Consider the following 23,954-nt stretch of genomic DNA (forward strand, 5'->3'; position numbering starts at 1 on the left):
CTTCAAACGCCGCGAATATCTTCCAGAATGGAAAGCACCATCTGCTTCTTGTCGAGATTATAGGCCTGCGCCACGGTGATGCGTTCCGAGAGCGCCGAGGAAAGCCGTGCATGTTTTTCCGCCGCCGCAATATCGCCCGCCATCGCCGCCGCCCTTGCGCGCTCCATCAGTTCTTCCGTCACATGCTCCATGAAGAAGCCGAGAACGATGTCACCATCCTTCTGTGCCAGAACCTCGGCGAGCTTATGCATCTGCTTGCGCACGCCTGGCCCTTCGGAAGCCATGACCTCCGCAAAGGCCTCGACAATGTCGGAGCCGCCGTAATTCATCAGCTTCAACGCCTGCGCCACGCTGCCCTTGGAGGCGGCAAGCAGGGCGTCGCGCTTTTCGCCTTCCGGGCTTATGCCGAGATGATCGAGAGATTGCACCATGGCCGCATCGGAAAGCGGCAGGAGCCTCAAGGGCATGCAGCGTGAGCGGATGGTCGGCAGCAACTTGCCCGGTGCGTGCGACAGGACGAGGAACATCGCCCGCTTCGGTGGCTCCTCCAGTATTTTGAGGATCGCATTCGCGGCGTTGCGATTGAGATCGTCGGCGGGATCGATGATGACGATACGCCAGTTGCCGGTGCCGGAGGTCTGCGAAAAGAAGTGCCCTGCCCGCCGCACCTCGTCCACCGTAATGGCGGATTTCACACGGCCTGTCTTTTCATCCACCGGACGGGTCAGATGCAGCAGATTATGCGAGGCGCCTGCGGTAATCTGCCGGCTAACCAGCGATTGCGGATCGGGATCGGCGAGAAAATCCGGCGCCAGCGACGGATCGGGATGGCTGAGCACATGATTGGCGAAACGGAAGGCAAGCGTCGCCTTGCCGATCCCCTCCGGCCCTTCGATCAGTATGGCATGATGGCCCTTGCCGGAGCGATAGGATTGCGCAAGGAAGGCTTCCGCTTCCTCATGTCCGAAAAGCTTCGTGTTCTGCTGCGGCGCAATCGCACCGTCGAGAACGCCCTGAACCTCACTCATGCGCCGCGCCCGCTGCTGTTTTCAGCTGTTTGAGCAAGGGATCGACAAAGGACATGACATCCTCCGCCACTTTTTCTTCCGGCTGGTCGGCGTTGACGATCCGGCAACGACGCGGCTCGGCAAGCGCAATATCCAGATAGGCCTCACGCCGCTTCTCGTGGGTCTCGATTTCCTCTTTTTCGAACCGGTCCGGCGCAGCGCCTTCATCCGCGCGCTTTCTGGCGCGGGCGAGCCCCTTTTCGGCGGCGATATCGAAAATCAGCGTCAGTTCCGGCACGACACCGTCAATCGCGATGCGTTGCAGTGTCTCGATAAAATCCGGCTCCAGATTGCCGGTCGTGCCCTGATAGACGCGCGACGAATCGAGGAACCGGTCGCAGAGCACGATCTCGCCGCGCGCAAGCGCCGGGCGAATGACCTCTTCGACATGGTCGTTGCGCGCCGCGGCAAACAGGATCGCTTCCATCCGCACCCCGAAGGATTCCGCCGCACCCGAGAGCAGAACATGCCGAACGGCCTCCGCACCCGGCGAGCCGCCCGGCTCACGCGTCACGATCACCTCGAAACCACGGCCGCGAAGCGCCTCGGCAAGCGTGCGAATCTGCGTCGACTTGCCGGCGCCTTCGCCACCTTCGAAGCTGATGAACAATCCGGTCTTTTCGGCCAATGTCACGTCCTGCACGGGTTTCCTCGAATTCGAAATGCCTGTTTACAGCATCGAACCGAAATCTGTGAAGCGCTTTTCAGAAAATCCGGTGCCTGAACAAAAGCATAGGAACAAGGCCGCCCGTGGAACAGGCTTTCAGAGCCAGAACAGCAACAGTTCCTTCAGCGCGCCTGTCGCATTCTGGGTGAGCGACCCCTTGCCGACCGCCGCCTTCGTATAAAGCGGCACTTCCCGCAACAGGCGCTCGCCCGAAAAAATCTTAAGCGTTCCGGCATTTGCACCGACGTCCAGCGGCGCATTCAGGGGCCAGCGATAGACGATCCTGCCGGAAATACGATCCGGATTATTGACCGGCACAAGCACGCTGACATCTTCCTTCGGCGAAAGATCGATATGCGAAACATCGCCGCCATAAACGCTGACAGACCCGACCGCTTCGTCCTTGCTGAAGAGATGGCGTTTTTCAAAGGCGGTCAGGCCCCAGTCCACCACCCGGCGGGCCTCTTCCTGCCGCGTCTTGTCGTCCACGATGCCGGCAAGCGCCAGATAGACCCGGCGGCCGTCCCGCTCGGCCGAAACGACAGCGGCAAAACCGCTGCCTTCCGCAAAACCGAGACCGAGACCGTCAATACCGCTGCCGGGCATCAGGAGCGTATTCTTGTTGCGCTGGAAAATCCGGTTCCATTCGAAATCCGGTTTGGTGAAAAGCCCGTAATGCTCGGAATAGGTATCATGCAGATGTTGCGCAAGACGCACCATGTCCCTCGCGGTCGTCCGGTTGCCGGGGTCGGGAAGCCCGGTCGAATTGGTGAAGGTGCTGCTGCTCATGCCCAGTTCGCCCGCCCGCACCGTCATGCGCTTGGCGAAGGCGGAATCGGAACCCGCCATGCCTTCGGCAACGACGATGCAGCCGTCATTGGCGTTCTGCACGATGATGCCGGTCAAAAGATCGTTGATGCTGACGGAGGATTTCAGCGCCGCGAACATGGTCGAAGTGCGCGAGGGCGCGCCGCCCGTGCGCCAGGCATATTCCGAGACGGGGTAAGCCGTCTCTGCCGTCACCTGCCCCTTTGACAGCGCATCCAGCACCACTTCCACCGTCATCAGCTTGGCAAGCGACGCGGGCGGAAAAGGCTGATTCTCGTTTTGCGAAAGAAGCACCGTGCCTGTTTCGGCATCGATCATGTAGGCCTGTTCGGCCTTTGCAATGAAGGGGCCGGTCTGCGATTGCACCGGGCCTGCACTGAAAAACGCAAACGCTGCCGCTGCGACGACCGAACAATAGGAGCGATGAATGGCCTTGCGCATGAAACCGCCCAGTCCTGCCTGCCGTAACCGGCTGCCCGCGATAAAGGCGAGAGGCCGGCCGTATCCTTCAATCCGTCAGCGCGACTTGGCCTGCTGACGCTTCACATGGGCGAGTATCGATTGTTCGTTCAGCGCGCCACGGTCGACGAGCACGCTGTCGAAGGCGCTCGCGGTCCTGGAGACCGTAGCAGATTCTTCGGAATAGGCCGCCGCAAATTTGGAGGAAGGCGTCGGCACGCGCAGATAATTGCCGCCGGGCGCCGCCGGCTCACGCATGAAATTGCCTTCCGGACGCTCCGCCAGGATAGGGCCGATTTCCGGCAGGATCGCGAACTGCTCGAAAGCCGGCGCCGGGCCGTTGACCAGAGGCATGGCCTGAAGCGCCGCATTCTTCTTGGAACCGACGAGTGCCGTCTGTGCGGAGCCGCCATAATTCGGGTTGGACGCGGGAGCCGGAACGAAATTCGGCGAGGCCGAAGCCACCATCACGCCCGTCGCGATCTGCCCTTCGGGCGCCACACCCGGCGAACGCGAACCCTTCGGAATATAGGATGCCATCAGATAAGGCATGTCGTGACCATCGAGCGGTGCTCGGCCGGCATATTGTACCCGCACATTGGCCGTGCCGGTGGCCTTCATGTCGAGAAGATCGGCCGTCTTGCTGGAAACGTCGATCAGGCGGCCTTCGTGGAACGGTCCGCGATCGTTGACGCGCACCAGAACCGAAGCGCCATTTTCCATGTTGGTGATGCGCGCGTAGCTCGGTAGGGGAAATGTCGGATGTGCGGCAGAAAGATGTTCTTTGTCGTAGACTTCGCCATTGGCGGTCAGCCGGCCATGGAAGGCGGAACCGTACCAGGAAGCAAGACCGGTCTTGTTGTAACCCGGCTCTTCCTTCGGGAAATAACGGCGGCCCTTGACGGTATAGGCATTGCCGATCAGCTCTCGCCCGCCGCCCTTGGGAATGGCTTTGCCATCGGCCACACGCGGGCTGGCTTTGACGCCATATTCGGATTCGGAAAAATATTCCTTGCTGCGCTTGGGCTTAGGCTTGGTCTCGGATGTCGTGGAACACGATGCGGTTGCGGCGCAAAGCACGGAAATTGCAAGCCACTTCACGCCCGACCTGGCGTTGATGCCGAGTTTCTTGACCGTAGAATTCAAATCGTCTGCCCCACGCTGCTATTGGCTCGGAGAACCGCACCCTCACTTGCCTCGATTATTTGCCCCTGCCATCGAAGCACCTAACAGTCGCTTAATCTTGTGCATAACGTGGCGAAAATGCGAACGACTTCTGCAAATTCGATAAAATTGTAACGAACGTGGTTAATGATTTCTATCTTTTAAGCCCACCCATCGGACCGAATTTACCCGCCTCAACATCTCCCATTCACCGCATCGGCAAGGAACAAACGGACGGCAACCGCGTTCTCTCCCCGCAAACAAACGAGCTTTCCGCCGGTTTCGGCTGAAGGAGGAAACATGATCAAGCTTATGAAAACCACAGCTCTGGCGATGGGCATCGCCCTGGTATCCTTCGCCGCGCCGATCCCCGCAGGTGCACAGGACATGGAACTCAGAATCGGCCCCGACGGCGTTCGCCCCGTCATCCGCGATCGTGACCGGGACGTAGACCGCCGCGGCCCGCCCCGCATGCGTGGCTGCAGCGAACGCGAAGCCCGCGCCGCCGCCCGTGAGGCAGGCCTGCGCGATCCAGAGGTCGTGCGCGTCACCCCTGGTCGTGTCGTCGTCGAAGGCTTCACGCGCCGAGGACCGGATCGCATCACCTTCGCCAATGAACGGGGCTGCCCGGAAATCTGATTGGATGAACACATGGAACCCGCCGCAAGGCGGGTTTCTCATTCGCGCTAGATTCGAGCCATTCCAAAGCTGAGCAAAGCGATCGAGGCATCCCTCGTCGCAGCGTTGTTCGAATGATCTTTGCGCTTGATGGCAGATGGGGTGGGATTCGAACCCACGGTACGCTCTCACGCACGCCGGTTTTCAAGACCGGTTCCTTAAACCACTCGGACACCCATCCATCGGTGGTGAGGCTTTATAGCGGTTTGAAAAAGGCCGTCAATCCCGCCCGGGCGAGCTGTGTCGCCCTTCTCTTATGGTTGGCAGATCATTGCCCCGGGGGCGTTGCCGGCGGCAGCAGGGATCCGTCGCCTGAAGGTATCGAGGGCACCTGCTGAGCCGTATCGAATAACGTCAGGCTTAAGACGATTGCGACAAGCACCAGCAAAAGCGCCACGAAGAGGATTCCCGATTTATCCATGCGTCTGCTCATGTCACGTTATGTTAAAGGCGAATATGTGCAATTCGAGGCAATGCGAAGAATAAAGCGAAAGTCTGTCAAGTTGTCTTACAGATTTTCCAAACTCATCGTTCAAAAATCTGCTGATTGAGCGAAATTTATGCATAGGCGTACTGTTTGGGACGGAAATGGCCTATCGCGTCAGCACTATTGTCACTTATATCAAGCCATCGCTCCCGGGCATTGCCCAACTTTCCCCGAGCGATCAACCTGCCCCGCCTCTTTGCGGGGCTTTTTTCTTTTATGGCCCCAGAAGACGAAGCGCGGCCAAAAAGGCCAGCGGCTCTCTATACCGCCCTCGCCTCAGACGCCGATGCTCGGCCCGCCATTGCCATGCCGGCCGTCACCCCTGAGAATATCCTCGAACAGGTTCAGCAGCGCCGGCGGCAAGGTATCGGACAATTCCGCGATGATTTCATTGGCGCGATTATAGGAATAAATGGCTGAAAGCGTCAGCACCAGCAGCACGATCCACGGCCAGATCGGCTTGCGCCTTTGCGGCGCGCCGTTCGGTTGTTGCGGTAAAGTCATGCCGGCACCTTCCCTTCAGGCCTTCACGCGCGGTTCGCCTCCGGGCGCATAGGCGGTTTTCTGCAGGAAACGGAATATATTGCCGCACTGGGCGCAGCGGATCATGAAATCCGTCGGATCGCCCGAGGCGCGCTCCGCGCGGAATCCACGCGGCATTTCATCGATGCGAAAATCGACGTCCCGGCGGCTCTTGTCATCCGATTCCGATGCTTCGGCAAACCCCTGATGACCACATTTGGAACATTCGAGCTTCCGGGAATATCTGTCGCGCGCTGCCATATGCCGTCCTTTGCTTGGTCGTTATCAGGTAGCAGCGGCAAAACATCATTTCAATGCCGATCGCCTCGGGTTAAAGCTTTGCACGGCTATTTTCCGGCCGGAAACTCATCCGGCGGCCGGAACGAATATGGAAGCCCATGAACGACCAGAAACCCCTGCTTTCATCGTCACTCATGCTCCGGGCCGCTCTCATCGCCGGAATTCTTCTCATCTTTCTCGGCGCCCTCAATGTCGGCATCAAATGGTATGGCGAGCGGATTCTCCAGGCGGGCCATACGACGGCCACCGAGGAGGTGGAGATCGTCATCGGCAACGACCGGCTGAAGCTTGCCAAAAACACCCTGCGGGCGCCTTCCGAGCGCCTCGGCGGAGAACGCGAGCGCGTCGACCTTTATCTGAGCTGGCCTGACCTCAAGGGTTATGAGGAAGCGAATCGCGCCGTCTTCGACGATCCGGCGCAGGCGGCAGGGCTGATCTTCATCCAGCTTTCGCAAAGCACCATGTCCGAGGACATGTCCGGTCGTTTCGGGCCGATCTATTCGCGGCTGACGGAAGGAGAGCCGGTGCCGTTGAAGCACGGCCTGCTGCTGCACCGCCTGCGCGCTGATTCCGGTTACGGCAAGGAAGTCATATTGACCGGCGAGCGCGAAGGCGAAAGCGCCTATGTGGTGCGCTGCCTGCTGCCGCAAACGCCGCAGGCGGCCACCGGCAGCGATTGCCAGAGGGATATTCACGCCGGACAGGACCTCAGCCTGTTCTACCGTTTCTCCTCCACCCTGCTGCCGCAATGGCAAAAGCTGGACGCGGATGTGAAAAACTATATCGAGCGCCGCCTCGTAAAAGACGGAAATCGGTGAAACAGCACGGCACAGATTGCGTGCGAAAAGTCGCATTTTATGGAAGGCAGATACCTTTCATAAACCACTTGGTAACGCCATCCCGATAAAGTTTCTTCCCGGAGCATCGGGCGGGGCGTGTCCGAGCGGAACAGAAATATGCGATTGAAGAGTTCAGCAGTGTTGAAAAGTCTATCTGGGGCACATTCGCGCAAAGCGGGTGCGACGTCTTTCGTAAGGTTTATTGCGTTAACCCTTGCTGCGGCGTTCATAACCGCAACATCCGTTCAAACCGCAAAGGCCGATCCGAAATATGCGGGCATCGTCATCGATGCCAAGACCGGCAAGGTCCTCTATGGCGAGGATCCCGACGGGCTGCGTTATCCGGCTTCACTGACGAAGATGATGACGCTTTATCTGACATTCGAGGCGCTCAATACCGGACGTATCTCGCTCGATTCCAAGGTGCCGGTGTCAGCCAACGCCGCCAAGGAGCCGCCATCCAAGCTCGGCGTGCGCGCCGGCGGCAGCATCACCGTGGAACAGGCTATCCTTGCTCTCGTCACCCGGTCTGCAAATGATATGGCAACCGCGCTCGGCGAATATCTCGGCGGCTCGGAAGACCGTTTCGCCAGAATGATGACCGCCAAGGCCCGCGCACTCGGCATGACCCGCACGACCTATCGCAACGCCAACGGCCTGCCCAACACGGCGCAGATGACGACGGCACGCGACCAGGCCCGTCTCGGCGTCGCGCTTCGCCAGCATTTCCCGCAATATTACGGCTATTTCTCCACCCGCACCTTCAATTTCGGCAAGCAGGTTATCGGCAACCATAACCGCCTCGTCGGAACAGTGAAGGGCGTGGATGGTATCAAGACCGGTTATACCCGTGCAGCCGGCAGCAACCTTGCCACATCGGCTCAACTTGACGGTCGCTCCATTGTCGCCGTCGTTCTCGGCGGCCGCTCCAGCGCTGCCCGTGACGCCACCATGCGCAAGCTTGTCGCAACCTATCTGCCGCAGGCATCGCGTGGCGGCAACAGCAACCTGATCGCGCAGACCCGCTCAGCGCCGGTCGAAGAGCCCGTCGCCGTGGCCGCTGCTGTTCCTTCCGTGGCAGTTGCAGCAACCGCAGCCGGCCTGCCCAATTCCGGTCCGGTGCCGCAGACCCGGTACGAAGAAGCGCCGGTCAGCGCCTTCGCAGGCTCCTCTTCCAATGCAGCCGTCAAGGCCATGGAAGCCGCCACCTGGCAGAAGGGCAAGGATCCAATCAATCAGGCGCCCGCTGCACCGGACCGCAAGTTGATCACCAACTCGACCAAGGTGGACAATATCGTTACCGCCTCCACCACGGCGCCTGTCCTCTCCGCCCCTTCGGTTTCGGCCAGGTCCGAGGCTCCGCAGGGCGGCTGGGTGATCCAGATCGGTGCATCTCCCGATGAGAACTCCGCACGTGGCCTGTTGCAGAACGCGCAGGAAAAGGGCGGCGCGGCACTGCGCTCCGCAAAACCCTTCACGGTCGCCTTCAGCAAGGACGGCTCCCAAATCTACCGCGCCCGTTTCGGCGGCTTCGATGGCCAGAACGCTGCGGTGAATGCATGCAATGCATTGAAAAAGAAAGGCGTCAGCTGCTGGGCGTCACTCCAGTAACAGACGTTTCCGCAGGCGGTGGTTCATAGTCGAAACATCGCCTGTCTCCTCGAAGTTTGTAATGTGTAGCGAGGCTTTCCAAGATGGCAGTCAACGAGAATTATTCGGACATTGCGTCTGGCAGCGGGCATGGCAGCCTGTCGGTTCTGCATCCCATTCACGAAGCGGCGATGCGTATCGCCGATCTCGGTCTTAATCGTTCCAAGGCGAAGACACGCGATCTCGTGGCGCTGCTTCTGTCGCATGGCGCCCGCGCCTGGCGCTCCAATCAGCCGGAAGCGAACATCCACCTTCATGTCGCTAGCCGCTCGGGTCGCGCTCCGGTCCATATTCGCATTCGCTGAAGATCAAACGCAGTCGACAAGACACAAACAAAAACCCCGCGGAGCCTGAGCGCCGCGGGGTTTTTGTTGATTGGTAACCGAAGATAACGAGGCGGCTTACGCCTCGCTCTCCGGTGCCTCAGGCGTATCCGGCAGATTGTCATCGGCCTCTTCGCCATTGCCGTTTTCGCCTTCATCGTCGCCTTCCGGCTCGTTGATACGCTCCACGGAAACCACCTTCTCATCCTTGGCGGTCGAGAAGATCGTCACACCCTTGGTGGCGCGGCTGGCGATGCGGATGCCATTGACCGGCACGCGGATGAGCTGACCGCCATCGGAAACCAGCATGATCTGGTCGCCTTCTTCCACGGGGAAGGCCGCGACGAGTTCGCCGATCTCGTTGGTCTTCGAGGTATCAGTGGCGCGGATGCCCTTGCCGCCGCGACCCGAGGTGCGGAAATCGTAAGAAGAGGAACGCTTGCCGAAGCCCTTCACGGAAACAGTCAGCACGAATTCTTCGCGTGCCTTCAGTTCCTGATAGCGCTCTTCGCTGAGTTCACCCTCTTCCGTCACCTCTTCGCCGACGAGCGCGATATCGTCCTCATCGACGCCTGCGGCACGCCGCTCGGTAGCCGAGCGCTTCAGATAGGCCGCACGCTCCCAAGGTTCAGCTTCCACATGGCCCACAATGGTCATGGAGATGATGCGGTCACCCTCGGCCATGTTGATGCCGCGCACGCCGACGGAGTTGCGGCCGGCAAAGACGCGCACATCGTCCACGGGGAAGCGGATGCACTGGCCGAGCGCGGTCGTCAGCAGCACGTCGTCGCGGTCCGTACAGGTTTCGACGGAGAGGATTTCATCGCCCTCCTCGTCCAGCTTCATGGCGATCTTGCCATTGCGGTTGACCTGCACGAAATCGCCGAGCTTGTTGCGGCGAACCGTGCCGCGCGTCGTCGAGAACATCACATCCAGCGTTTCCCAGGTGGTTTCGTCCTCGGGCAACGGCATGATGGTGGTGATGCGCTCGCCGGGCTCCAGCGGCAGCATGTTGATGAGGGCCTTGCCCTTGGACTGCGGCGTGCCGATCGGCAGGCGCCAGACCTTTTCCTTGTAGACGATGCCACGCGAGGAGAAGAACAGCACCGGCGTATGGGTATTGGCAACGAAGAGACGGTTGACGAAATCCTCGTCGCGCGTCGCCATGCCGGAACGGCCCTTGCCGCCGCGACGCTGCGCCCGGTACGTGGTCAGCGGCACGCGCTTGATATAGCCGAGATGCGAAACGGTGACGACCATGTCCTCGCGGGCGATGAGGTCTTCATCGTCCATATCGGGACCGCCCTCGACGATCTCGGAACGGCGCGGCGTGCCGAACTCGTCACGGATGGCGACAAGCTCGTCCTTAACGATCTGCTGGATGCGCAGGCGCGACGACAGGATTTCGAGGTACTCGGAAATTTCAGCACCGATCTTGTTCAGCTCGTCGCCGATTTCATCGCGACCGAGCGCGGTGAGGCGGGCAAGGCGCAGTTCGAGAATGGCGCGCGCCTGCTCTTCCGAGAGATTATAGGTGCCGTCTTCGTTGATGCGGTGGCGAGGATCGTCGATCAGACGGATCAGGCTTTCCACATCCTGCGCCGGCCAGCGCCGCGTCATCAGCTCTTCGCGGGCCGAAGCGGGATCGGGCGCATGACGGATAACCCGGATGACCTCGTCGATATTGGCAACCGCAATCGCCAGACCAACCAACACATGCGCACGCTCGCGCGCCTTGCGCAGCAGATATTTCGTACGACGGCTGACGACATCCTCGCGGAAAGCCACGAAGGCGCGCAGCATGTCGATGAGCGTCATCTGCTCCGGCTTGCCGCCGTTAAGCGCCACCATGTTACAGCCGAAGGAGGTCTGCAGCGGCGTGTAGCGGTAAAGCTGGTTCAGGATCACTTCCGCATTGGCGTCGCGTTTCAATTCGATGACGACGCGATAGCCCTGACGGTCGGATTCGTCGCGCAGGTCGGAAATGCCCTCGATGCGCTTTTCCTTGACCAGTTCGGCCATTTTTTCGATCATGTTCGCCTTGTTCACCTGATAGGGAACTTCGGTGATGATGATCTGCTCGCGGTCGCCGCGCATCGGCTCGATGGTGGCGCGGCCGCGCATGATGACCGAGCCGCGGCCGGTCTCATAGGCCGAACGGATGCCGGAACGGCCCATGATCAGCGCGCCTGTCGGGAAATCCGGACCGGGAATGATCTGCATCAGCTCCGGCAGCTCGATCGCCGGATTGTCGATCATGGCGATACAGCCGTCGATGACTTCCGAGAGATTGTGCGGCGGAATATTGGTGGCCATGCCGACCGCGATGCCGCCTGCCCCGTTGACCAGAAGGTTCGGGAACTTCGCCGGAATGACGACCGGTTCCTGCAGGGTACCGTCATAGTTGTCGCGGAAATCGACCGTTTCCTTGTCGAGATCGTCGAGCAGCGAATGGGCTGCCTTTTCCAGACGGCATTCGGTGTAACGTTCCGCCGCCGGCGGATCGCCGTCGATGGAGCCGAAATTGCCCTGCCCGTCGATCAGCGGCAGGCGGAGCGACCAGTCCTGCGCCATACGCGCCAAAGCGTCATAGATCGCCGCATTGCCGTGCGGATGGAATTTACCCATCACGTCCCCGGTAACGCGGGCGCATTTGACGTATTTCTTGTTCCAGTCGATGCCGAGTTCGGACATGCCGTAAAGAATACGGCGATGAACCGGCTTCAGGCCGTCTCGCACATCGGGAAGCGCGCGGGACACGATGACGCTCATGGCGTAATCGAGATACGACCGCTGCATTTCCTCCATGATGGAAATCGGTTCAATGCCTGGCGGAAGTTTTCCGCCGCCGGGGGGGCTCTGGTCAGTCAAAACGGATCACATTCTCTGTTAAGAATCGGATGGATTTTTATAGCGGAAACAGCCACGTTAAGCCAATTTCCCGGCGAGTTTTGAACAGGCTTTTGCGTCATTTGCAAGACGAACGCCGCATTTCACGATTTAGCCCGGCAAAAGCGCCGCCGCTCCCTTTCAAAGTGCCGACGACTTGCGTAGGCTCCGCCCTAAAAACAGATGAGACGGGGAAAGAATGGCCAGCAGCGAAACGCTCATCAACGCGCTTACCACACTTCTGGTCACGCTCGATCCGCCGGGCCTTGCCCCCGTCTTTCTGGCGCTGACCGCCGGCATGACGCGCGACCAGCGCAGCCAGGTGGCGCTGCGCGGCTCCATCATCGCCTTCGGCATTCTCGCCGTCTTCGCGCTCTTCGGCCTCGCCATCCTCAATCTCCTCGGCATCTCGCTCGGCGCTTTCCGCATCGCCGGCGGCCTGTTGCTGTTCTGGATTTCTTTCGAGATGATTTTCGAAAAACGCCAGGAGCGCAAGGAAAAGACATCCGAGATCGCCATCACCAAGGACCACCTTCACAATCTGGCGGTCTTTCCGCTGGCGCTGCCCCTGATCGCCGGGCCGGGCGCCATTTCCGCCACCGTGCTACTTGCCGGCTCGATGAAAACCACCGTCGAGATGCTGGTGCTCATCCTGATCCTCGCTTTCGCCATGGCCCTCGTTTATGCCGCGCTGATCGTCTCGGAGCGGATGGACCGTTTTCTCGGCAATACCGGCCGCGCGATCCTGACCCGTCTGCTCGGCGTGCTGCTTGCCGCCCTTTCCGTGCAGTTCGTGGTCGACGGCATAAAATCAGCCTTCGCTTTTTGAAAAGCCGACCCTTGGCGGTGCCTGCGCAATAAATTCCCGCCAACCGCTAAAACGCCGGAAAATCCTCCCTTTAAATCCGACCGCCGCTTCGGCTAAAAGACGCATGTTTTTTCGGATTCGAAAGTTATCTCCATGCGTTCCACGCTGCGTCGCCTCATCCCGGATGCCGCACCCGTCAGCAACAGGGAAAGGCTGCGCTCCGCAACCGGCGCCTTTGTCGGCATTCTGCTGACCGGCCTTATGGGAAGTCTCGCTCTGCGTTTCGATCCCACCCTGCCCGCCATGATCGCCCCGATGGGCGCTTCGGCCGTGCTTCTGTTCGCCGTGCCCTCCAGCCCGCTGGCGCAGCCCTGGTCGATCCTCTGCGGCAACCTTGTTTCGGCCTTCGTGGGCGTAACCGTGGCGCTGCTGGTTCCGGATCTATTTCTTGCCAGCGCGCTCGCCATCAGCCTCGCCATCGCCGCGATGATGGCTTTGCGCTGCCTGCACCCGCCAAGCGGTGCGGTGGCGCTGACCGCCGTTCTCGGCGGCCCTGCCGTGCACAGCCTCGGTTATGGCTTTCTGCTGTGGCCGGTCGCCGGAAATTCGCTGATCCTTCTTGCCCTGGCCCTCGCCTATAACAATGCCACCGGCCGCGCCTATCCTCATGGCCTGAAGCTTGGCAAGGCCGCCCATGGCACCACGGATCCGACCCCCATCCAGAAAATAGGCTTTTCCTCCAACGACCTCGACGAGGTGCTGAAGGAATATGACCAGGTCCTCGATATCGACCGTGACGAGCTCGAAACCATTTTACGCAAGACCGAACTGCGCTCCTGGCGTCGCCGTGCGCTGCATCTCGATTGCGCTAGCGTCATGTCGCGCGATGTCGTCGGTGTTGCGCCTGATGACAGTCTGCGGCACGCCCACGCGCTGATGCACAGCCACCATTTCAAGGCATTGCCGGTCACCAACGATAAAGCGGAGATCGTCGGCATCGTCACCCAGACGGATTTTCTGGAAAAGGCGAGCTGGAGAAACGGCCGTCCCTCCATCGGTTTCCTGCAGCGGCTGCGCCTCATCCTCTCCGGCGCAAGCGCCCCCAACGATACCGTCAAGGACATCATGACATCGCCGGTCAGAACCGTACGGCCGGAAACGGCAATCGAGGAAGCCATCATCCGCTTTGCCGAAGAAGGACTGCACTACCTGCCGGTCATCGACGCCAGAGGCAAGATGGTCGGCATCGTGTCGCAATCCGATGTCATGGTCGCGATGCTGGCGGACAAGGTCGCGGCATAAGCGGCAGCACTCAAGTCAATGAACGGGAAGAACACGCGCTGAAAAATTCCAAGGACGTCGACCGCTACCCGAAAGCGTCAAAGCTTCAGGCGGCGGATGCTTCGACCATGCACCACCGTGAGAATGAGGACGCCTGCACCGTCAATTTCATAGAGGATGATATGGCTTCCATGCTCATGTCGGCGTACACCTTCCCCAATCGCCGGGGCAAGACGTCCCATGCGCGGATTATCGCCAAGCAACTGGAAACAGCTTTTCATTTCATTCTTGTAAAAATGTGCCTGTCTCAATCCGAACTGTTCAACGCCATAGATAAAGATATCGAGAATTTCGCTTTCGGCCTGTTTAGTCAGCCGATAGCTATTCACGCACAACTCCACGTGCCGCCGCTATCCGTTCGGCTTCCGTAAACAGATCATCCATGCTGCGGGAACCGATGCCGCTCGCGCGGGAATCCGCGACGATCTGGCGAAGCTCATCAACGCTGAACTCCTGCCCTCGCCGCGCCCTGTCACGACGCACCAGATCCCGCACATAGTCGCTAACGCTGGCATATTCGCCTGTCAGGACCTGGGTCTCGATCCATTCTTTCATGGGATCTGGCAAGGAAACGGTCATGGTCGCCATGTGTTTAAATCCCCCGTCAGTCCCTCCAAGATACCAGAGAATAGGAAAAAATCACAAAAATTCCGACTTGTGATAGTTTCTTCGATATCAGCGTCAGAACGGAATATCGTCATCCATGTCGTTGGAGAAGCCGCCGGAAGGCTGGCCGCCGCCACGGGAAGAGCCGCCGCGCGACGAGGACTGCTGGTCGTAACCGCCGCCATAGCTGGAGCCGCCGCCACTGCCATAATCATTGCCGCCGCCGAAATCGCCGCCGCTGCGGCCACCGCCCTCACCGCGACCATCGAGCATCGTCAGCGTGGAGTTGAAGCCCTGCAGCACGATTTCAGTGGAATAACGGTCGTTACCGGTCTGGTCCTGCCATTTGCGCGTCTGCAGCTGGCCTTCAATATAGAGCTTGGCGCCCTTCTTGACATATTGCTCGACGACCTTGCACAGGCCTTCGTTGAAGACGACGACGGTGTGCCATTCGGTCTTTTCGCGGCGCTCGCCGCTGTTGCGGTCCCGCCAGGTCTCCGAGGTGGCAATACGCAGATTGGCGATGGGGCGGCCGTCCTGCGTCCGGCGGATTTCGGGATCGGCGCCCACGTTCCCGATCAGAATTACCTTGTTTACGCTACCAGCCATCTCGTCATCCTGTCCGCCGGCCATCATGACCGGCAATTGCATTTCAAAAAATTCGCCACACAATAGCTGCCGCCGCCCGCAAAGGGCACCGCAAGCATGGAACTATCCACAAAGAATAATCTTAAGCTGCGGGAGCAGACATTCGCGCTTGCAATTCGTTCCTTTTTTGTTCTATTAAATCGCAGATTTCGAGTCAAGCATTCCGAAAAGCTGCGACCGATTGGGAATAGACCTCGACACATCCGGCTGCGTCACTACATAAGGACGCGCTGCCATCAAGCCTGTTATTTTTGTCCGAGCCTTGTCATGAGTGAACTGAAGACGATTTCCATCCGTGGCGCCCGTGAGCACAACCTCAAGGGCATCGATCTGGACCTGCCGCGCAACAAGCTGATCGTCATGACCGGCCTTTCCGGTTCGGGCAAGTCCTCGCTTGCCTTCGATACGATCTATGCCGAAGGCCAGCGCCGTTATGTCGAAAGCCTTTCGGCCTATGCGCGCCAGTTCCTGGAAATGATGCAGAAGCCGGATGTCGACCAGATCGACGGCCTGTCGCCGGCGATCTCCATCGAGCAGAAGACCACATCGCGCAATCCGCGTTCCACCGTCGGCACGGTCACCGAAATCTACGACTATATGCGCCTGCTGTTCGCGCGTGTCGGCGTGCCCTATTCGCCGGCCACGGGCCTGCCGATCGAAAGCCAGACGGTCAGCCAGATGGTCGACCGCATCCTCGCTTTCGAGGAAGGCACACGTCTTTATATTCTCGCGCCAATGGTGCGCGGCCGCAAAGGCGAATATAAAAAGGAACTCGCCGACCTGATGAAGAAGGGCTTCCAACGCGTCAAGGTGGATGGCCAGTTCTACGAAATCGCCGACGTGCCCGCCCTCGACAAGAAATACAAGCACGATATCGACGTGGTGGTTGACCGTGCGGTGGTGCGCCCGGATATGGCCGCGCGCCTTGCCGACAGTCTCGAGACCTGCCTCAAGCTCGCCGACGGGTTGGCAGTCGCCGAATTCGCCGACAAGCCCCTGCCGCCGGAAGAAACCGCCGCCGGTGGTTCCGCAAACAAATCGCTCAATGAGACCCATGAGCGTGTGCTGTTTTCGGAAAAATTCGCCTGCCCCGTTTCCGGCTTCACCATTCCGGAAATCGAGCCGCGGCTGTTCTCCTTCAACAATCCCTTCGGCGCCTGCCCGAGCTGCGATGGCCTCGGCTCGCAGCAGAAGGTGGATGAAAACCTGATCGTGCCGGAGCCCGCCCGTACCCTGCGCGACGGCGCCATCGCTCCCTGGGCGAAATCCTCCTCTCCCTATTACAATCAGACGCTGGAAGCGCTCGGCAAGGCTTTCGGCTTCAAGCTGTCGAGCAAGTGGTCGGATCTTTCGAAAGAGGCGCAGCACGCCATCCTTCAGGGCACCGATGACAAGATCGAATTCAACTATCAGGACGGCGCCCGCTCCTACAAGACGGTGAAGAATTTCGAAGGCATCGTGCCCAATCTGGAGCGTCGCTGGAAAGAGACCGACAGCGCCTGGGCGCGTGAGGAAATCGAACGCTACATGTCGGCGGCCCCCTGCCCGGCCTGCGCCGGTTATCGCCTGAAGCCGGAAGCGCTCGCCGTCAAGATCAACAGGCTGCATATCGGCGAAGTCACCGAAATGTCGATCCGCACCGCGCGCGACTGGTTCGAGGTGCTGCCGGAAAGCCTCAACGCCAAGCAGAACGAGATCGCAGTCCGCATCCTCAAGGAAATCCGCGAACGCCTGCGTTTCCTCAACGATGTCGGGCTGGATTATCTCAGCCTGTCGCGCAATTCCGGCACGCTTTCCGGCGGTGAAAGCCAACGCATCCGTCTCGCCTCGCAGATCGGCTCGGGCCTCACCGGCGTTCTCTATGTTCTCGACGAACCGTCGATTGGCCTGCACCAGCGCGACAATGCCCGCCTGCTGGATACGCTGAAACACCTGCGCGATATCGGCAATACCGTCATCGTGGTCGAACATGACGAGGACGCCATTCTGACGGCGGATTATGTGGTCGATATCGGCCCAGCCGCCGGCATTCATGGCGGTCAGGTGATCGCTGAAGGCTCACCGCAGGAGGTGATGGCCAATCCGAAATCGCTGACCGGCAAATATCTCTCCGGCGAACTCGGCGTCGCCGTGCCAGCGGAGCGCCGCAAGCCCAAGAAGGGCCGCGAGATCAAGGTTTTTGGCGCACGCGGCAATAACCTGAAGAATGTCACGGCCGCCGTGCCGCTCGGTGTCTTCACTGCCGTAACCGGCGTTTCGGGCGGCGGCAAATCCACCTTCCTGATCGAGACGCTCTACAAATCGGCGGCTCGAAGGGTGATGGGCGCTCGCGAAATCCCGGCCGAACACGACCGCATCGACGGTTTCGAATTCATCGACAAGGTGATCGATATCGACCAGTCGCCGATTGGCCGCACGCCGCGCTCCAACCCGGCCACCTATACCGGCGCCTTCACGCCGATCCGCGACTGGTTCGCCGGCCTGCCGGAGGCCAAGGCGCGCGGTTATGCGCCGGGCCGTTTCTCCTTCAACGTCAAGGGCGGCCGCTGCGAGGCCTGCCAGGGCGACGGTGTCATCAAGATCGAGATGCACTTCCTGCCTGACGTCTACGTCACCTGCGATGTCTGTCACGGCAAGCGTTACAATCGCGAGACGCTCGATGTCACCTTCAAGGGCAAATCCATTGCCGATGTGCTGGATATGACGGTGGAGGAAGGCGTGGAGTTCTTCGCCGCCGTCCCGGCCGTGCGCGACAAGCTGCAATCGCTCTTCGATGTCGGCCTCGGTTACATCAAGGTCGGCCAGCAGGCCAATACGCTCTCCGGCGGCGAGGCGCAGCGCGTCAAGCTCGCCAAGGAACTGTCGAAACGCTCGACGGGCCGCACGCTCTATATTCTCGACGAGCCGACGACCGGCCTGCATTTCCACGATGTCAACAAGCTCCTGGAAATGCTGCATGCGCTGGTCGAACAGGGCAATTCCGTCGTGGTGATCGAGCATAATCTCGAAGTCATCAAGACGGCGGACTGGATCATCGACATCGGACCCGAAGGCGGCACGGGCGGCGGCGAAGTGGTGGCGACCGGCACACCGGAGGACATCGTCAAGGTCGATCGCTCCTATACCGGTCACTTCCTGAAGGAGCTTCTCGAGCGCCGGCCGGCCGGAAAACGGGAGGCTGCGGAGTAATCCGCAGCTTTCGTCGCAAGGGTTCGATAGGCCGAAGGCCGGAGGAGGAACAGCATATGTCGACATCAGGCACGATCCGCACCGGTATCGGCGGCTGGACCTTCGAGCCATGGGAAGGCACTTTCTACCCTGAAAAACTGCCGAAGAAGCGCCAGCTGGAGCATGCCAGCCGGCAGCTCACGGCAATCGAGGTGAATGGCACTTATTACAGCAGCCAGAAGCCGGAAACTTTTGCCAAATGGGCTTCCGAAGTGCCCGAGGATTTCGTCTTCTCGCTAAAAGCAAGCCGCTTCGTCACCAACCGCAGGGTTCTGGCCGAGGCCGGCGAATCGATGACGAAGTTTCTGACGCAGGGGCTGACGGAGCTTGGGTCCCATCTCGGCCCGATCCTCTGGCAATTCGCCCCGACGAAAAAATTCGATGCGGAGGATTTTGGCGCATTTCTGTCCCTGTTACCCGAGAAGCAGGACGGCATCCGTCTTCGCCATGTCGTCGAGGTGCGCAACGAGACATTTCAGGTTCCGGAATTCATCGATCTTCTCGCCAAGCACAAGGTCGCCGTCGTCTGCGCCGATCATCATGATTATCCGATGCTGCCGGATGTGACGGCCGATTTCGTCTATTGCCGCCTGCAGAAGGGCGAAGACGATATCAAGACCTGTTACCCGAAAAGAGACATCGACCACTGGGCCGAGCGGGTAAAGACCTATACGAAGGGCGGCGTGCCGGACGATCTGCCGCTGATAGCGCCGGATCGGAAGGTCGAAAAGACACCGCGCGATGTCTTCGCCTTCTTCATTACCGGCGGCAAGGTCAATGCGCCTGTTGGTGCGCAGGAACTGCAAAAGGCGGTCTGAACTCTTTCAGCCCGCCATGTCTTTCGTCGGGCTGAAATCGATGGCCGCGAAAGCTGCCTCGATAACCTCCGGACCGGCGCCTGGCCGGGTGGCGTCGCTGGAGAGGATTTGCCGGAAACGGCGCGCGCCGGGCATGCCCTGAAACAGACCGACCATGTGGCGGGTGACGTGGTTGAGACGTCCGCCCGCGGCGATATAGTCGGCGGCATAGGCCATCATCGCGTCACGCAGCGCTATCCAGTCTGGCTGCCTAACCTCTTCGCCATAGATGCGATGGTCGACATCGGCAAGAATGGACGTGTTGTGATAAGCGGCACGGCCGAGCATCACACCATCCATATGCTGGAGATGTTCGCTCGCCTGATCGAGATCGGCGATACCGCCATTGATGCCGATAAAGACATCGGGGTTTTCCCGCTTCATGCGATAGACGAGATCATAATCGAGCGGCGGCACTTCGCGGTTTTCCTTTGGCGAAAGCCCCTGCAGCCAGGCTTTTCGCGCATGAACCCAGACGGCGTCCGCGCCTGCCGCAACAACCCGCTTCAGAAAATCCGGCAGAACCGCTTCCGGCTGCTGATCGTCCACCCCGATCCGGCATTTCACCGTAACCGGCACGCTGGCGACAGCCTTCATTGCGGAGACACATTGCGCCACCACCTCCGGCTCGCGCATCAGGCAGGCGCCGAAGGTACCGGACTGCACCCGATCCGAGGGACAGCCGACATTGAGGTTGATCTCGTCATATCCGTAATCGCCGGCGATCCGCATCGCCTCGGCGAGCTTGGCCGGATCAGACCCGCCAAGCTGCAGCGCGACGGGATGTTCCTCAGGGTGATAACCGAGCAGCCTGTCGCGCTGGCCATGGATGATGGCATCGGCGACGATCATTTCGGTATAAAGCAGCGCACGCTTCGACAATTGCCGGTGCAGAAATCTGCAGCGGGTATCGGTCCAGTCGATCATGGGGGCCACGGCGAAGATTTTTTCGCCGCTTGCAAGCGCTTGTCTGTACATGGATTAACCTCTTTGCGCCGGCTTCTACAGCAAAGGACCGTAAAAAGCCAGTTTTGCTGCCAGGGTCATTTTGAACTGGAAATCGCCCCGGAATCGCGGGACAAGAATTGCACCGAAAAAGACGACAGGAAATCGACATGGCCGCCACCGTCATCCCCGCTCCGAAACCCGTTCTCCTGCCCGTGGAAGGCACGGGCGATCTGTTCCCCGTCCGGCGGGTCTATTGCGTCGGCCGCAATTATGCCGATCACGCCATTGAGATGGGCCACGATCCCTCGCGCGAGCCGCCCTTTTATTTCCAGAAAAACCCGGACAATCTGCTGCCCGCCGGTCAGGACTTCCCCTACCCGCCGCTGTCATCGAATGTGCACTACGAAGTCGAATGTGTCGTGGTTCTGAAAAGCGGCGGTGCCGATATCCCGACGTCCGAGGCGCTGGACCATGTCTGGGGTTACGCCGTCGGCATAGACATGACCCGCCGCGACCTTCAGGACGGCCTGAAGAAGATGGGTCGCTCCTGGGAAGGCGCGAAGGCCTTCGAATATTCCGCACCGGTCTCCCCAATCGTCCCGGCAGACAGGATCGGCCATCCCGCCACGGGCGCGATCTGGCTTGACGTCAATGGCGAACGCAAGCAGACGGGTGATCTTGCCCAGATGATCTGGAAGGTGCCGGAAGTGATTGCCGAGCTTTCCAAGCTGTTCACGCTTGCCGCCGGTGACGTCATCATGACCGGCACGCCGGCCGGCGTCGGCCCCATCGTGCGTGGCGACCGCATCGAATGCGGCGTCGAGGGTGTCGGCACGCTGGGCGTGACGGTTGCCTGAGGCCGTCGAAAAAAGGGAGGACACCAGCATGCCGCTTTACCGTCTCGCCGACCGTGTGCCGCAGACCCCTGCGCCCGATCGCTACTGGGTGGCGCCCGACGCCAATGTCATCGGCTCGGTGACGCTCGGTGAGGATGTCGGCATCTGGTTCGGCGCAACGCTGCGCGGCGATAACGAGCCGATCAGCATCGGGCGCGGCACCAATATTCAGGAAGGCGTGATGGTGCATAGCGATCCCGGCTTTGCCGTCGTCATCGGCGAAATGTGCACCATCGGCCACCACGCCATCGTGCATGGCTGCACCATTGGCGACAATTCGCTTGTCGGCATGGGCGCGACGATCCTGAATGGCGCAAAGATCGGTCGCAACTGCCTCGTCGGCGCCAATGCGCTGGTGACGGAGGGCAAGGAATTTCCGGACAATTCCCTGATTGTCGGCTCGCCGGCGCGCGCCATCCGCACGCTGGATGACGAGGCCATCGCGGGGCTTCGCCGCTCGGCGGAAAAATACATCGAAAACTGGAAGCGCTTTTCTAAGGATCTGGCGATCATCGAAGGATAGGAAACGGCGGGCATCCACGCCCGCCCTGCCGTGAGACTAAGCCGAGCAGGCGGCGCAGAGGCCGCGAATTTCAATGGTGGTCTTTTCCGCCTTGAACTTGCTGTCCTTCACCCAGCGCTCGAGACGGTGGTCGATTTCATGATCGTGGAATTCCGTCACCTGCCCGCAGGATTCGCAGATGGCGAAAGCCACCGTGCCATGGTGGTGCGAGCAGCACTCCGCCTGCGTATGGGTGCAGGCGACAAAGGCGTTAAGGCTCTCGAGCCGGTGCACGAGACCAAACTCCACCAGCTTTTCCAGCGCCCGGTAAACCTGCAGCGGCGCGCGAAAACCTTCGTCGCGCAGCTTGTCGAGGATCATATAGGCGCTGAGCGGCTGATGCGCGTTTGAGAGGGCATTCATGACCAGCGACTGGTTCTTGGTGAGGTTTTGCTGGGTCTGCGCATTCATGATTTGCCTCCTTCATCCGCGGCGCGGGAAAAACCCGGCGCCGGCAACAGGCTTATAACGAAGAGGATCACCGCGGCAACCACGATGGATGGGCCGGACGGCGTATCGTAGGTGAGCGAGCCGAACAGACCGCCGACAACGGCAACCGCGCCGATCAGCGAAGCCACCACCGCCATAACCTCAGGCGTCGCGGAAAAGCGTCTGGCGGTCGCCGCCGGTATGATGAGCAACGACGTGATGAGCATGATGCCGACCACCTTCATGGCAATGGCGATCACCAGCGCCATCAACAGCGTGAAGATCAGCTTTGCGCGCTCCGGGTTCAACCCCTCGGCTTCGGCCAGCTCCGTATTGACGGTGGAGGCAAGCAGCGACCGCCACAGGAACACCATGGAGACGATGACCACCAGCCCACCGCCCCAGATCAGGGCGATATCGCTGCGGGTGACGGCGAGAATATCGCCGAACAGGAACGAGACGAGATCGATGCGCACCCAGCTCATGAAAGCGACGATGACGAGACCGATCGCCAGCGCCGAATGGGACAAAATGCCAAGCAGCGCATCGGCGGAGAGCGCCTGACGCCGTTGCAAAAAGAGCAGCAGCACCGACACGGCCGACGCCACCAGAAAGACGCTGACGATGAGGTTGAGCTGCAACAGCAGCGACAGCGCGACGCCGAGCAGCGCCGAATGGGCCATCGTATCGCCGAAATAGGCCATGCGACGCCAGACGACGAAGCAGCCGAGAGGACCGGCAGTGAGCGCAACGCCAATACCGGCGACCATGGCGCGAACGAAGAAATCGTCAAACATGGCGCTCTCCCTGCCGCTGGCCGGGAGGCGTATGGCCCTCATGCTCATGCTCATGCTCATGGCCGCAGCCGCATTCGTCATGGCTGTCGTGATGGTGACCGTGGTCATGCATATGATGGTGCCCATCCTCGGGGTGGCAATGATCGGTCACCGAACCATCCGCGTGCTGCACCCGGCCATCGGGCAGATGCGTATGATCGTGATGGTGGCTATAGACGGCAAGCGCCTTGGCTGCGGCGCCGCCGAACAGCCGCATATATTCCGGGCTCTGGCTCACCGCCTGCGGCGTGCCCCGGCAGCAGACATGGCCGTTCAGGCATATGACGGTGTCTGTTTCGGCCATCACCACATGCAGATCATGCGAGATTAACAGAATTCCGCAATTATTTGAATTTCTGATATTTTTTATCAGATCATAGAGCGCGATCTCGCCGGAGAAATCGACACCTTGCACGGGCTCGTCAAGAACCAGCAGATCGGGTTTACGGGCGATGGCGCGGGCCAGAAGCGCGCGCTGGAACTCGCCGCCGGAAAGGTGTTGCACTTCCGCATTGGCGAGATGCGCAATGCCCGTCGCATTCAGCGCCGCGTCGATTTCACGGGCTGGCAGCGGCCCGGTCAGCGTCATCAGCCGGCGCACCGAAAGCGGCATGGTCCAGTCCACGGAAAGCTTCTGCGGCACATAACCGACCTTCAGACCGGCAATGCGCGAAACCTCGCCCTCGGTCGGCTTCACCACGCCGATCGCCATTTTCGCGCTGGTGGATTTGCCGGAACCGTTCGGCCCGATCAGCGTGACGATCTCGCCTTTGCTGACGGAAAACTCCACGCCGCGCACCAGCCAGCGGCCGTTGCGCTGCACGCCGGCATTGGCAAGGGAAACAAGTATCTCTTTGCCCCGATGGGCGGAATGAAGCATGGGATTGTCCGTTCGGCGATGTTGCTTACCGCTATTGCATAC

General features: G+C 60.1%; 25 protein-coding genes and 1 tRNA gene. 10 read left to right on the plus strand and 16 right to left on the minus strand.

Annotated elements, in window-relative coordinates:
• Positions 1-2: 2 nt before the first annotated feature.
• From CFBP4996_RS05855 to CFBP4996_RS05870, 4 genes are all read right to left on the minus strand, one after another.
• Complete coding sequence (locus CFBP4996_RS05855) at positions 3-1,028, minus strand: DNA polymerase III subunit delta' (protein ID WP_080852036.1); 1,026 nt, start codon at positions 1,026-1,028, stop codon at positions 3-5.
• Positions 1,021-1,695: a dTMP kinase gene (tmk, locus tag CFBP4996_RS05860; RefSeq protein ID WP_080853168.1), complete on the minus strand. Its 675-nt coding sequence runs from the start codon at positions 1,693-1,695 to the stop codon at positions 1,021-1,023. Before tmk ends, CFBP4996_RS05855 begins: the two co-directional genes overlap by 8 nt.
• A 135-nt stretch (positions 1,696-1,830) precedes the next feature.
• Positions 1,831-3,003: a D-alanyl-D-alanine carboxypeptidase family protein gene (locus CFBP4996_RS05865; RefSeq protein WP_080852034.1), complete on the minus strand. Its 1,173-nt coding sequence runs from the start codon at positions 3,001-3,003 to the stop codon at positions 1,831-1,833.
• Positions 3,004-3,078: 75 nt separating this feature from the next.
• Positions 3,079-4,167, minus strand: a complete 1,089-nt coding sequence (locus CFBP4996_RS05870; protein WP_121490272.1) for a septal ring lytic transglycosylase RlpA family protein — start codon at positions 4,165-4,167, stop codon at positions 3,079-3,081.
• Positions 4,168-4,485: 318 nt separating this feature from the next.
• Here CFBP4996_RS05870 and CFBP4996_RS05875 point away from each other — a divergent pair, with 318 nt between their 5' ends.
• Positions 4,486-4,824 carry a hypothetical protein gene (locus tag CFBP4996_RS05875; protein ID WP_003523701.1) on the plus strand — a complete coding sequence of 113 codons (339 nt, stop codon included), beginning with the start codon at positions 4,486-4,488 and terminating at the stop codon, positions 4,822-4,824.
• 130 nt (positions 4,825-4,954) lie between these two features.
• On the opposite strand, the gene CFBP4996_RS05880 is transcribed toward CFBP4996_RS05875, so the two are convergent.
• The 4 genes from CFBP4996_RS05880 to CFBP4996_RS05895 all read right to left on the minus strand — a co-directional run bounded on the left by CFBP4996_RS05880 (position 4,955) and on the right by CFBP4996_RS05895 (position 6,133).
• Positions 4,955-5,044, minus strand: a tRNA-Ser gene (locus tag CFBP4996_RS05880).
• An 87-nt stretch (positions 5,045-5,131) separates the two neighbouring features.
• The gene (locus CFBP4996_RS05885) at positions 5,132-5,284 is read right to left on the minus strand and encodes a hypothetical protein (protein WP_162935873.1); all 153 of its coding nucleotides are present in this window, start codon (positions 5,282-5,284) and stop codon (positions 5,132-5,134) included.
• A 342-nt stretch (positions 5,285-5,626) separates the two neighbouring features.
• The gene (locus CFBP4996_RS05890; protein WP_035261278.1) at positions 5,627-5,854 is read right to left on the minus strand and encodes a hypothetical protein; all 228 of its coding nucleotides are present in this window, start codon (positions 5,852-5,854) and stop codon (positions 5,627-5,629) included.
• Positions 5,855-5,869: 15 nt separating this feature from the next.
• Complete coding sequence (locus CFBP4996_RS05895; protein ID WP_003525070.1) at positions 5,870-6,133, minus strand: hypothetical protein; 264 nt, start codon at positions 6,131-6,133, stop codon at positions 5,870-5,872.
• A gap of 137 nt (positions 6,134-6,270) precedes the next feature.
• On the opposite strand from CFBP4996_RS05895, the gene CFBP4996_RS05900 reads away from it, so the two are divergent.
• The 3 genes from CFBP4996_RS05900 to CFBP4996_RS05910 all read left to right on the plus strand — a co-directional run bounded on the left by CFBP4996_RS05900 (position 6,271) and on the right by CFBP4996_RS05910 (position 8,966).
• On the plus strand, positions 6,271-6,990 hold the full coding sequence (locus CFBP4996_RS05900) for a hypothetical protein (protein ID WP_080852030.1): 720 nt from the start codon (positions 6,271-6,273) through the stop codon (positions 6,988-6,990).
• A gap of 138 nt (positions 6,991-7,128) precedes the next feature.
• Positions 7,129-8,622, plus strand: coding sequence for a D-alanyl-D-alanine carboxypeptidase family protein (locus tag CFBP4996_RS05905; RefSeq protein WP_080852028.1), 1,494 nt, complete (start codon positions 7,129-7,131; stop codon positions 8,620-8,622).
• A gap of 83 nt (positions 8,623-8,705) precedes the next feature.
• Positions 8,706-8,966 (plus strand): hypothetical protein, encoded by a 261-nt coding sequence (locus CFBP4996_RS05910; protein WP_080852027.1) that lies wholly within the window; start codon positions 8,706-8,708, stop codon positions 8,964-8,966.
• Between the two features lie 96 nt (positions 8,967-9,062).
• Here CFBP4996_RS05910 and gyrA read toward each other — a convergent pair whose 3' ends face one another.
• Positions 9,063-11,855, minus strand: a complete 2,793-nt coding sequence (gyrA, locus tag CFBP4996_RS05915; protein WP_080852025.1) for a DNA gyrase subunit A — start codon at positions 11,853-11,855, stop codon at positions 9,063-9,065.
• A gap of 217 nt (positions 11,856-12,072) precedes the next feature.
• Between gyrA and CFBP4996_RS05920 the strand changes: the two genes are divergently transcribed.
• Positions 12,073-12,702 (plus strand): MarC family protein, encoded by a 630-nt coding sequence (locus tag CFBP4996_RS05920; RefSeq protein ID WP_003525062.1) that lies wholly within the window; start codon positions 12,073-12,075, stop codon positions 12,700-12,702.
• Between the two features lie 132 nt (positions 12,703-12,834).
• Positions 12,835-13,983: a CBS domain-containing protein gene (locus CFBP4996_RS05925; RefSeq protein ID WP_080852024.1), complete on the plus strand. Its 1,149-nt coding sequence runs from the start codon at positions 12,835-12,837 to the stop codon at positions 13,981-13,983.
• Positions 13,984-14,060: 77 nt separating this feature from the next.
• Here CFBP4996_RS05925 and CFBP4996_RS05930 read toward each other — a convergent pair whose 3' ends face one another.
• The 3 genes from CFBP4996_RS05930 to CFBP4996_RS05940 all read right to left on the minus strand — a co-directional run bounded on the left by CFBP4996_RS05930 (position 14,061) and on the right by CFBP4996_RS05940 (position 15,279).
• On the minus strand, positions 14,061-14,351 hold the full coding sequence (locus CFBP4996_RS05930; RefSeq protein ID WP_080852022.1) for a type II toxin-antitoxin system RelE/ParE family toxin: 291 nt from the start codon (positions 14,349-14,351) through the stop codon (positions 14,061-14,063).
• Positions 14,344-14,610 (minus strand): type II toxin-antitoxin system ParD family antitoxin, encoded by a 267-nt coding sequence (locus tag CFBP4996_RS05935; RefSeq protein WP_080852020.1) that lies wholly within the window; start codon positions 14,608-14,610, stop codon positions 14,344-14,346. The genes CFBP4996_RS05930 and CFBP4996_RS05935 overlap by 8 nt, the downstream gene beginning before the upstream one ends.
• Positions 14,611-14,703: 93 nt before the next feature.
• Entirely contained in the window at positions 14,704-15,279 is a 576-nt protein-coding gene (locus CFBP4996_RS05940; protein ID WP_065655441.1) for a single-stranded DNA-binding protein, read from the minus strand.
• A gap of 264 nt (positions 15,280-15,543) precedes the next feature.
• Between CFBP4996_RS05940 and uvrA the strand changes: the two genes are divergently transcribed.
• Positions 15,544-18,465: an excinuclease ABC subunit UvrA gene (gene uvrA / locus CFBP4996_RS05945; protein WP_003525047.1), complete on the plus strand. Its 2,922-nt coding sequence runs from the start codon at positions 15,544-15,546 to the stop codon at positions 18,463-18,465.
• Positions 18,466-18,521: 56 nt separating this feature from the next.
• Positions 18,522-19,322: a DUF72 domain-containing protein gene (locus CFBP4996_RS05950; RefSeq protein ID WP_080852018.1), complete on the plus strand. Its 801-nt coding sequence runs from the start codon at positions 18,522-18,524 to the stop codon at positions 19,320-19,322.
• A gap of 6 nt (positions 19,323-19,328) precedes the next feature.
• Here the strand turns inward: CFBP4996_RS05950 and dusA are convergent, their stop codons facing one another.
• Positions 19,329-20,339, minus strand: coding sequence for a tRNA dihydrouridine(20/20a) synthase DusA (gene dusA / locus CFBP4996_RS05955; RefSeq protein ID WP_080852016.1), 1,011 nt, complete (start codon positions 20,337-20,339; stop codon positions 19,329-19,331).
• Between the two features lie 137 nt (positions 20,340-20,476).
• Here dusA and CFBP4996_RS05960 point away from each other — a divergent pair, with 137 nt between their 5' ends.
• Together CFBP4996_RS05960 and CFBP4996_RS05965 are read left to right on the plus strand one after the other, a co-directional pair.
• Positions 20,477-21,166, plus strand: a complete 690-nt coding sequence (locus CFBP4996_RS05960) for a fumarylacetoacetate hydrolase family protein (RefSeq protein ID WP_080852015.1) — start codon at positions 20,477-20,479, stop codon at positions 21,164-21,166.
• 28 nt (positions 21,167-21,194) lie between these two features.
• Positions 21,195-21,728 carry a gamma carbonic anhydrase family protein gene (locus CFBP4996_RS05965; protein ID WP_080852013.1) on the plus strand — a complete coding sequence of 178 codons (534 nt, stop codon included), beginning with the start codon at positions 21,195-21,197 and terminating at the stop codon, positions 21,726-21,728.
• 36 nt (positions 21,729-21,764) lie between these two features.
• Here CFBP4996_RS05965 and zur read toward each other — a convergent pair whose 3' ends face one another.
• Genes zur through znuC form a run of 3 tightly spaced genes read right to left on the minus strand, consistent with a single transcriptional unit; the run spans position 21,765 to position 23,912 of the window.
• The gene (gene zur, locus CFBP4996_RS05970; RefSeq protein WP_020809932.1) at positions 21,765-22,178 is read right to left on the minus strand and encodes a zinc uptake transcriptional repressor Zur; all 414 of its coding nucleotides are present in this window, start codon (positions 22,176-22,178) and stop codon (positions 21,765-21,767) included.
• The gene (znuB, locus tag CFBP4996_RS05975; RefSeq protein ID WP_003525036.1) at positions 22,175-22,993 is read right to left on the minus strand and encodes a zinc ABC transporter permease subunit ZnuB; all 819 of its coding nucleotides are present in this window, start codon (positions 22,991-22,993) and stop codon (positions 22,175-22,177) included. Before znuB ends, zur begins: the two co-directional genes overlap by 4 nt.
• The gene (gene znuC, locus CFBP4996_RS05980) at positions 22,986-23,912 is read right to left on the minus strand and encodes a zinc ABC transporter ATP-binding protein ZnuC (protein ID WP_080852011.1); all 927 of its coding nucleotides are present in this window, start codon (positions 23,910-23,912) and stop codon (positions 22,986-22,988) included. The genes znuB and znuC overlap by 8 nt, the downstream gene beginning before the upstream one ends.
• Between the last annotated feature and the right edge of the window lie 42 nt (positions 23,913-23,954).

This window comes from Agrobacterium leguminum (assembly GCF_005144435.2).
GTDB classification, from domain to species: Bacteria; Pseudomonadota; Alphaproteobacteria; order Rhizobiales; family Rhizobiaceae; genus Agrobacterium; species Agrobacterium leguminum.

Coding starts and splice junctions, on each gene's coding strand:
- CFBP4996_RS05855 (WP_080852036.1), bottom strand. CDS start 1,028: ATGAGTGAGGTTCAGGGCGTTCTCGACGGTGCGATTGCGCCGCAGCAG.
- CFBP4996_RS05865 (WP_080852034.1), bottom strand. CDS start 3,003: ATGCGCAAGGCCATTCATCGCTCCTATTGTTCGGTCGTCGCAGCGGCA.
- CFBP4996_RS05875 (WP_003523701.1), top strand. CDS start 4,486: ATGATCAAGCTTATGAAAACCACAGCTCTGGCGATGGGCATCGCCCTG.
- CFBP4996_RS05885 (WP_162935873.1), bottom strand. CDS start 5,284: ATGGATAAATCGGGAATCCTCTTCGTGGCGCTTTTGCTGGTGCTTGTC.
- CFBP4996_RS05890 (WP_035261278.1), bottom strand. CDS start 5,854: ATGACTTTACCGCAACAACCGAACGGCGCGCCGCAAAGGCGCAAGCCG.
- CFBP4996_RS05895 (WP_003525070.1), bottom strand. CDS start 6,133: ATGGCAGCGCGCGACAGATATTCCCGGAAGCTCGAATGTTCCAAATGT.
- CFBP4996_RS05900 (WP_080852030.1), top strand. CDS start 6,271: ATGAACGACCAGAAACCCCTGCTTTCATCGTCACTCATGCTCCGGGCC.
- CFBP4996_RS05905 (WP_080852028.1), top strand. CDS start 7,129: ATGCGATTGAAGAGTTCAGCAGTGTTGAAAAGTCTATCTGGGGCACAT.
- CFBP4996_RS05910 (WP_080852027.1), top strand. CDS start 8,706: ATGGCAGTCAACGAGAATTATTCGGACATTGCGTCTGGCAGCGGGCAT.
- CFBP4996_RS05920 (WP_003525062.1), top strand. CDS start 12,073: ATGGCCAGCAGCGAAACGCTCATCAACGCGCTTACCACACTTCTGGTC.
- CFBP4996_RS05925 (WP_080852024.1), top strand. CDS start 12,835: ATGCGTTCCACGCTGCGTCGCCTCATCCCGGATGCCGCACCCGTCAGC.
- CFBP4996_RS05935 (WP_080852020.1), bottom strand. CDS start 14,610: ATGGCGACCATGACCGTTTCCTTGCCAGATCCCATGAAAGAATGGATC.
- CFBP4996_RS05940 (WP_065655441.1), bottom strand. CDS start 15,279: ATGCAATTGCCGGTCATGATGGCCGGCGGACAGGATGACGAGATGGCT.
- uvrA (WP_003525047.1), top strand. CDS start 15,544: ATGAGTGAACTGAAGACGATTTCCATCCGTGGCGCCCGTGAGCACAAC.
- CFBP4996_RS05950 (WP_080852018.1), top strand. CDS start 18,522: ATGTCGACATCAGGCACGATCCGCACCGGTATCGGCGGCTGGACCTTC.
- dusA (WP_080852016.1), bottom strand. CDS start 20,339: ATGTACAGACAAGCGCTTGCAAGCGGCGAAAAAATCTTCGCCGTGGCC.
- CFBP4996_RS05960 (WP_080852015.1), top strand. CDS start 20,477: ATGGCCGCCACCGTCATCCCCGCTCCGAAACCCGTTCTCCTGCCCGTG.
- CFBP4996_RS05965 (WP_080852013.1), top strand. CDS start 21,195: ATGCCGCTTTACCGTCTCGCCGACCGTGTGCCGCAGACCCCTGCGCCC.
- zur (WP_020809932.1), bottom strand. CDS start 22,178: ATGAATGCGCAGACCCAGCAAAACCTCACCAAGAACCAGTCGCTGGTC.
- znuB (WP_003525036.1), bottom strand. CDS start 22,993: ATGTTTGACGATTTCTTCGTTCGCGCCATGGTCGCCGGTATTGGCGTT.
- znuC (WP_080852011.1), bottom strand. CDS start 23,912: ATGCTTCATTCCGCCCATCGGGGCAAAGAGATACTTGTTTCCCTTGCC.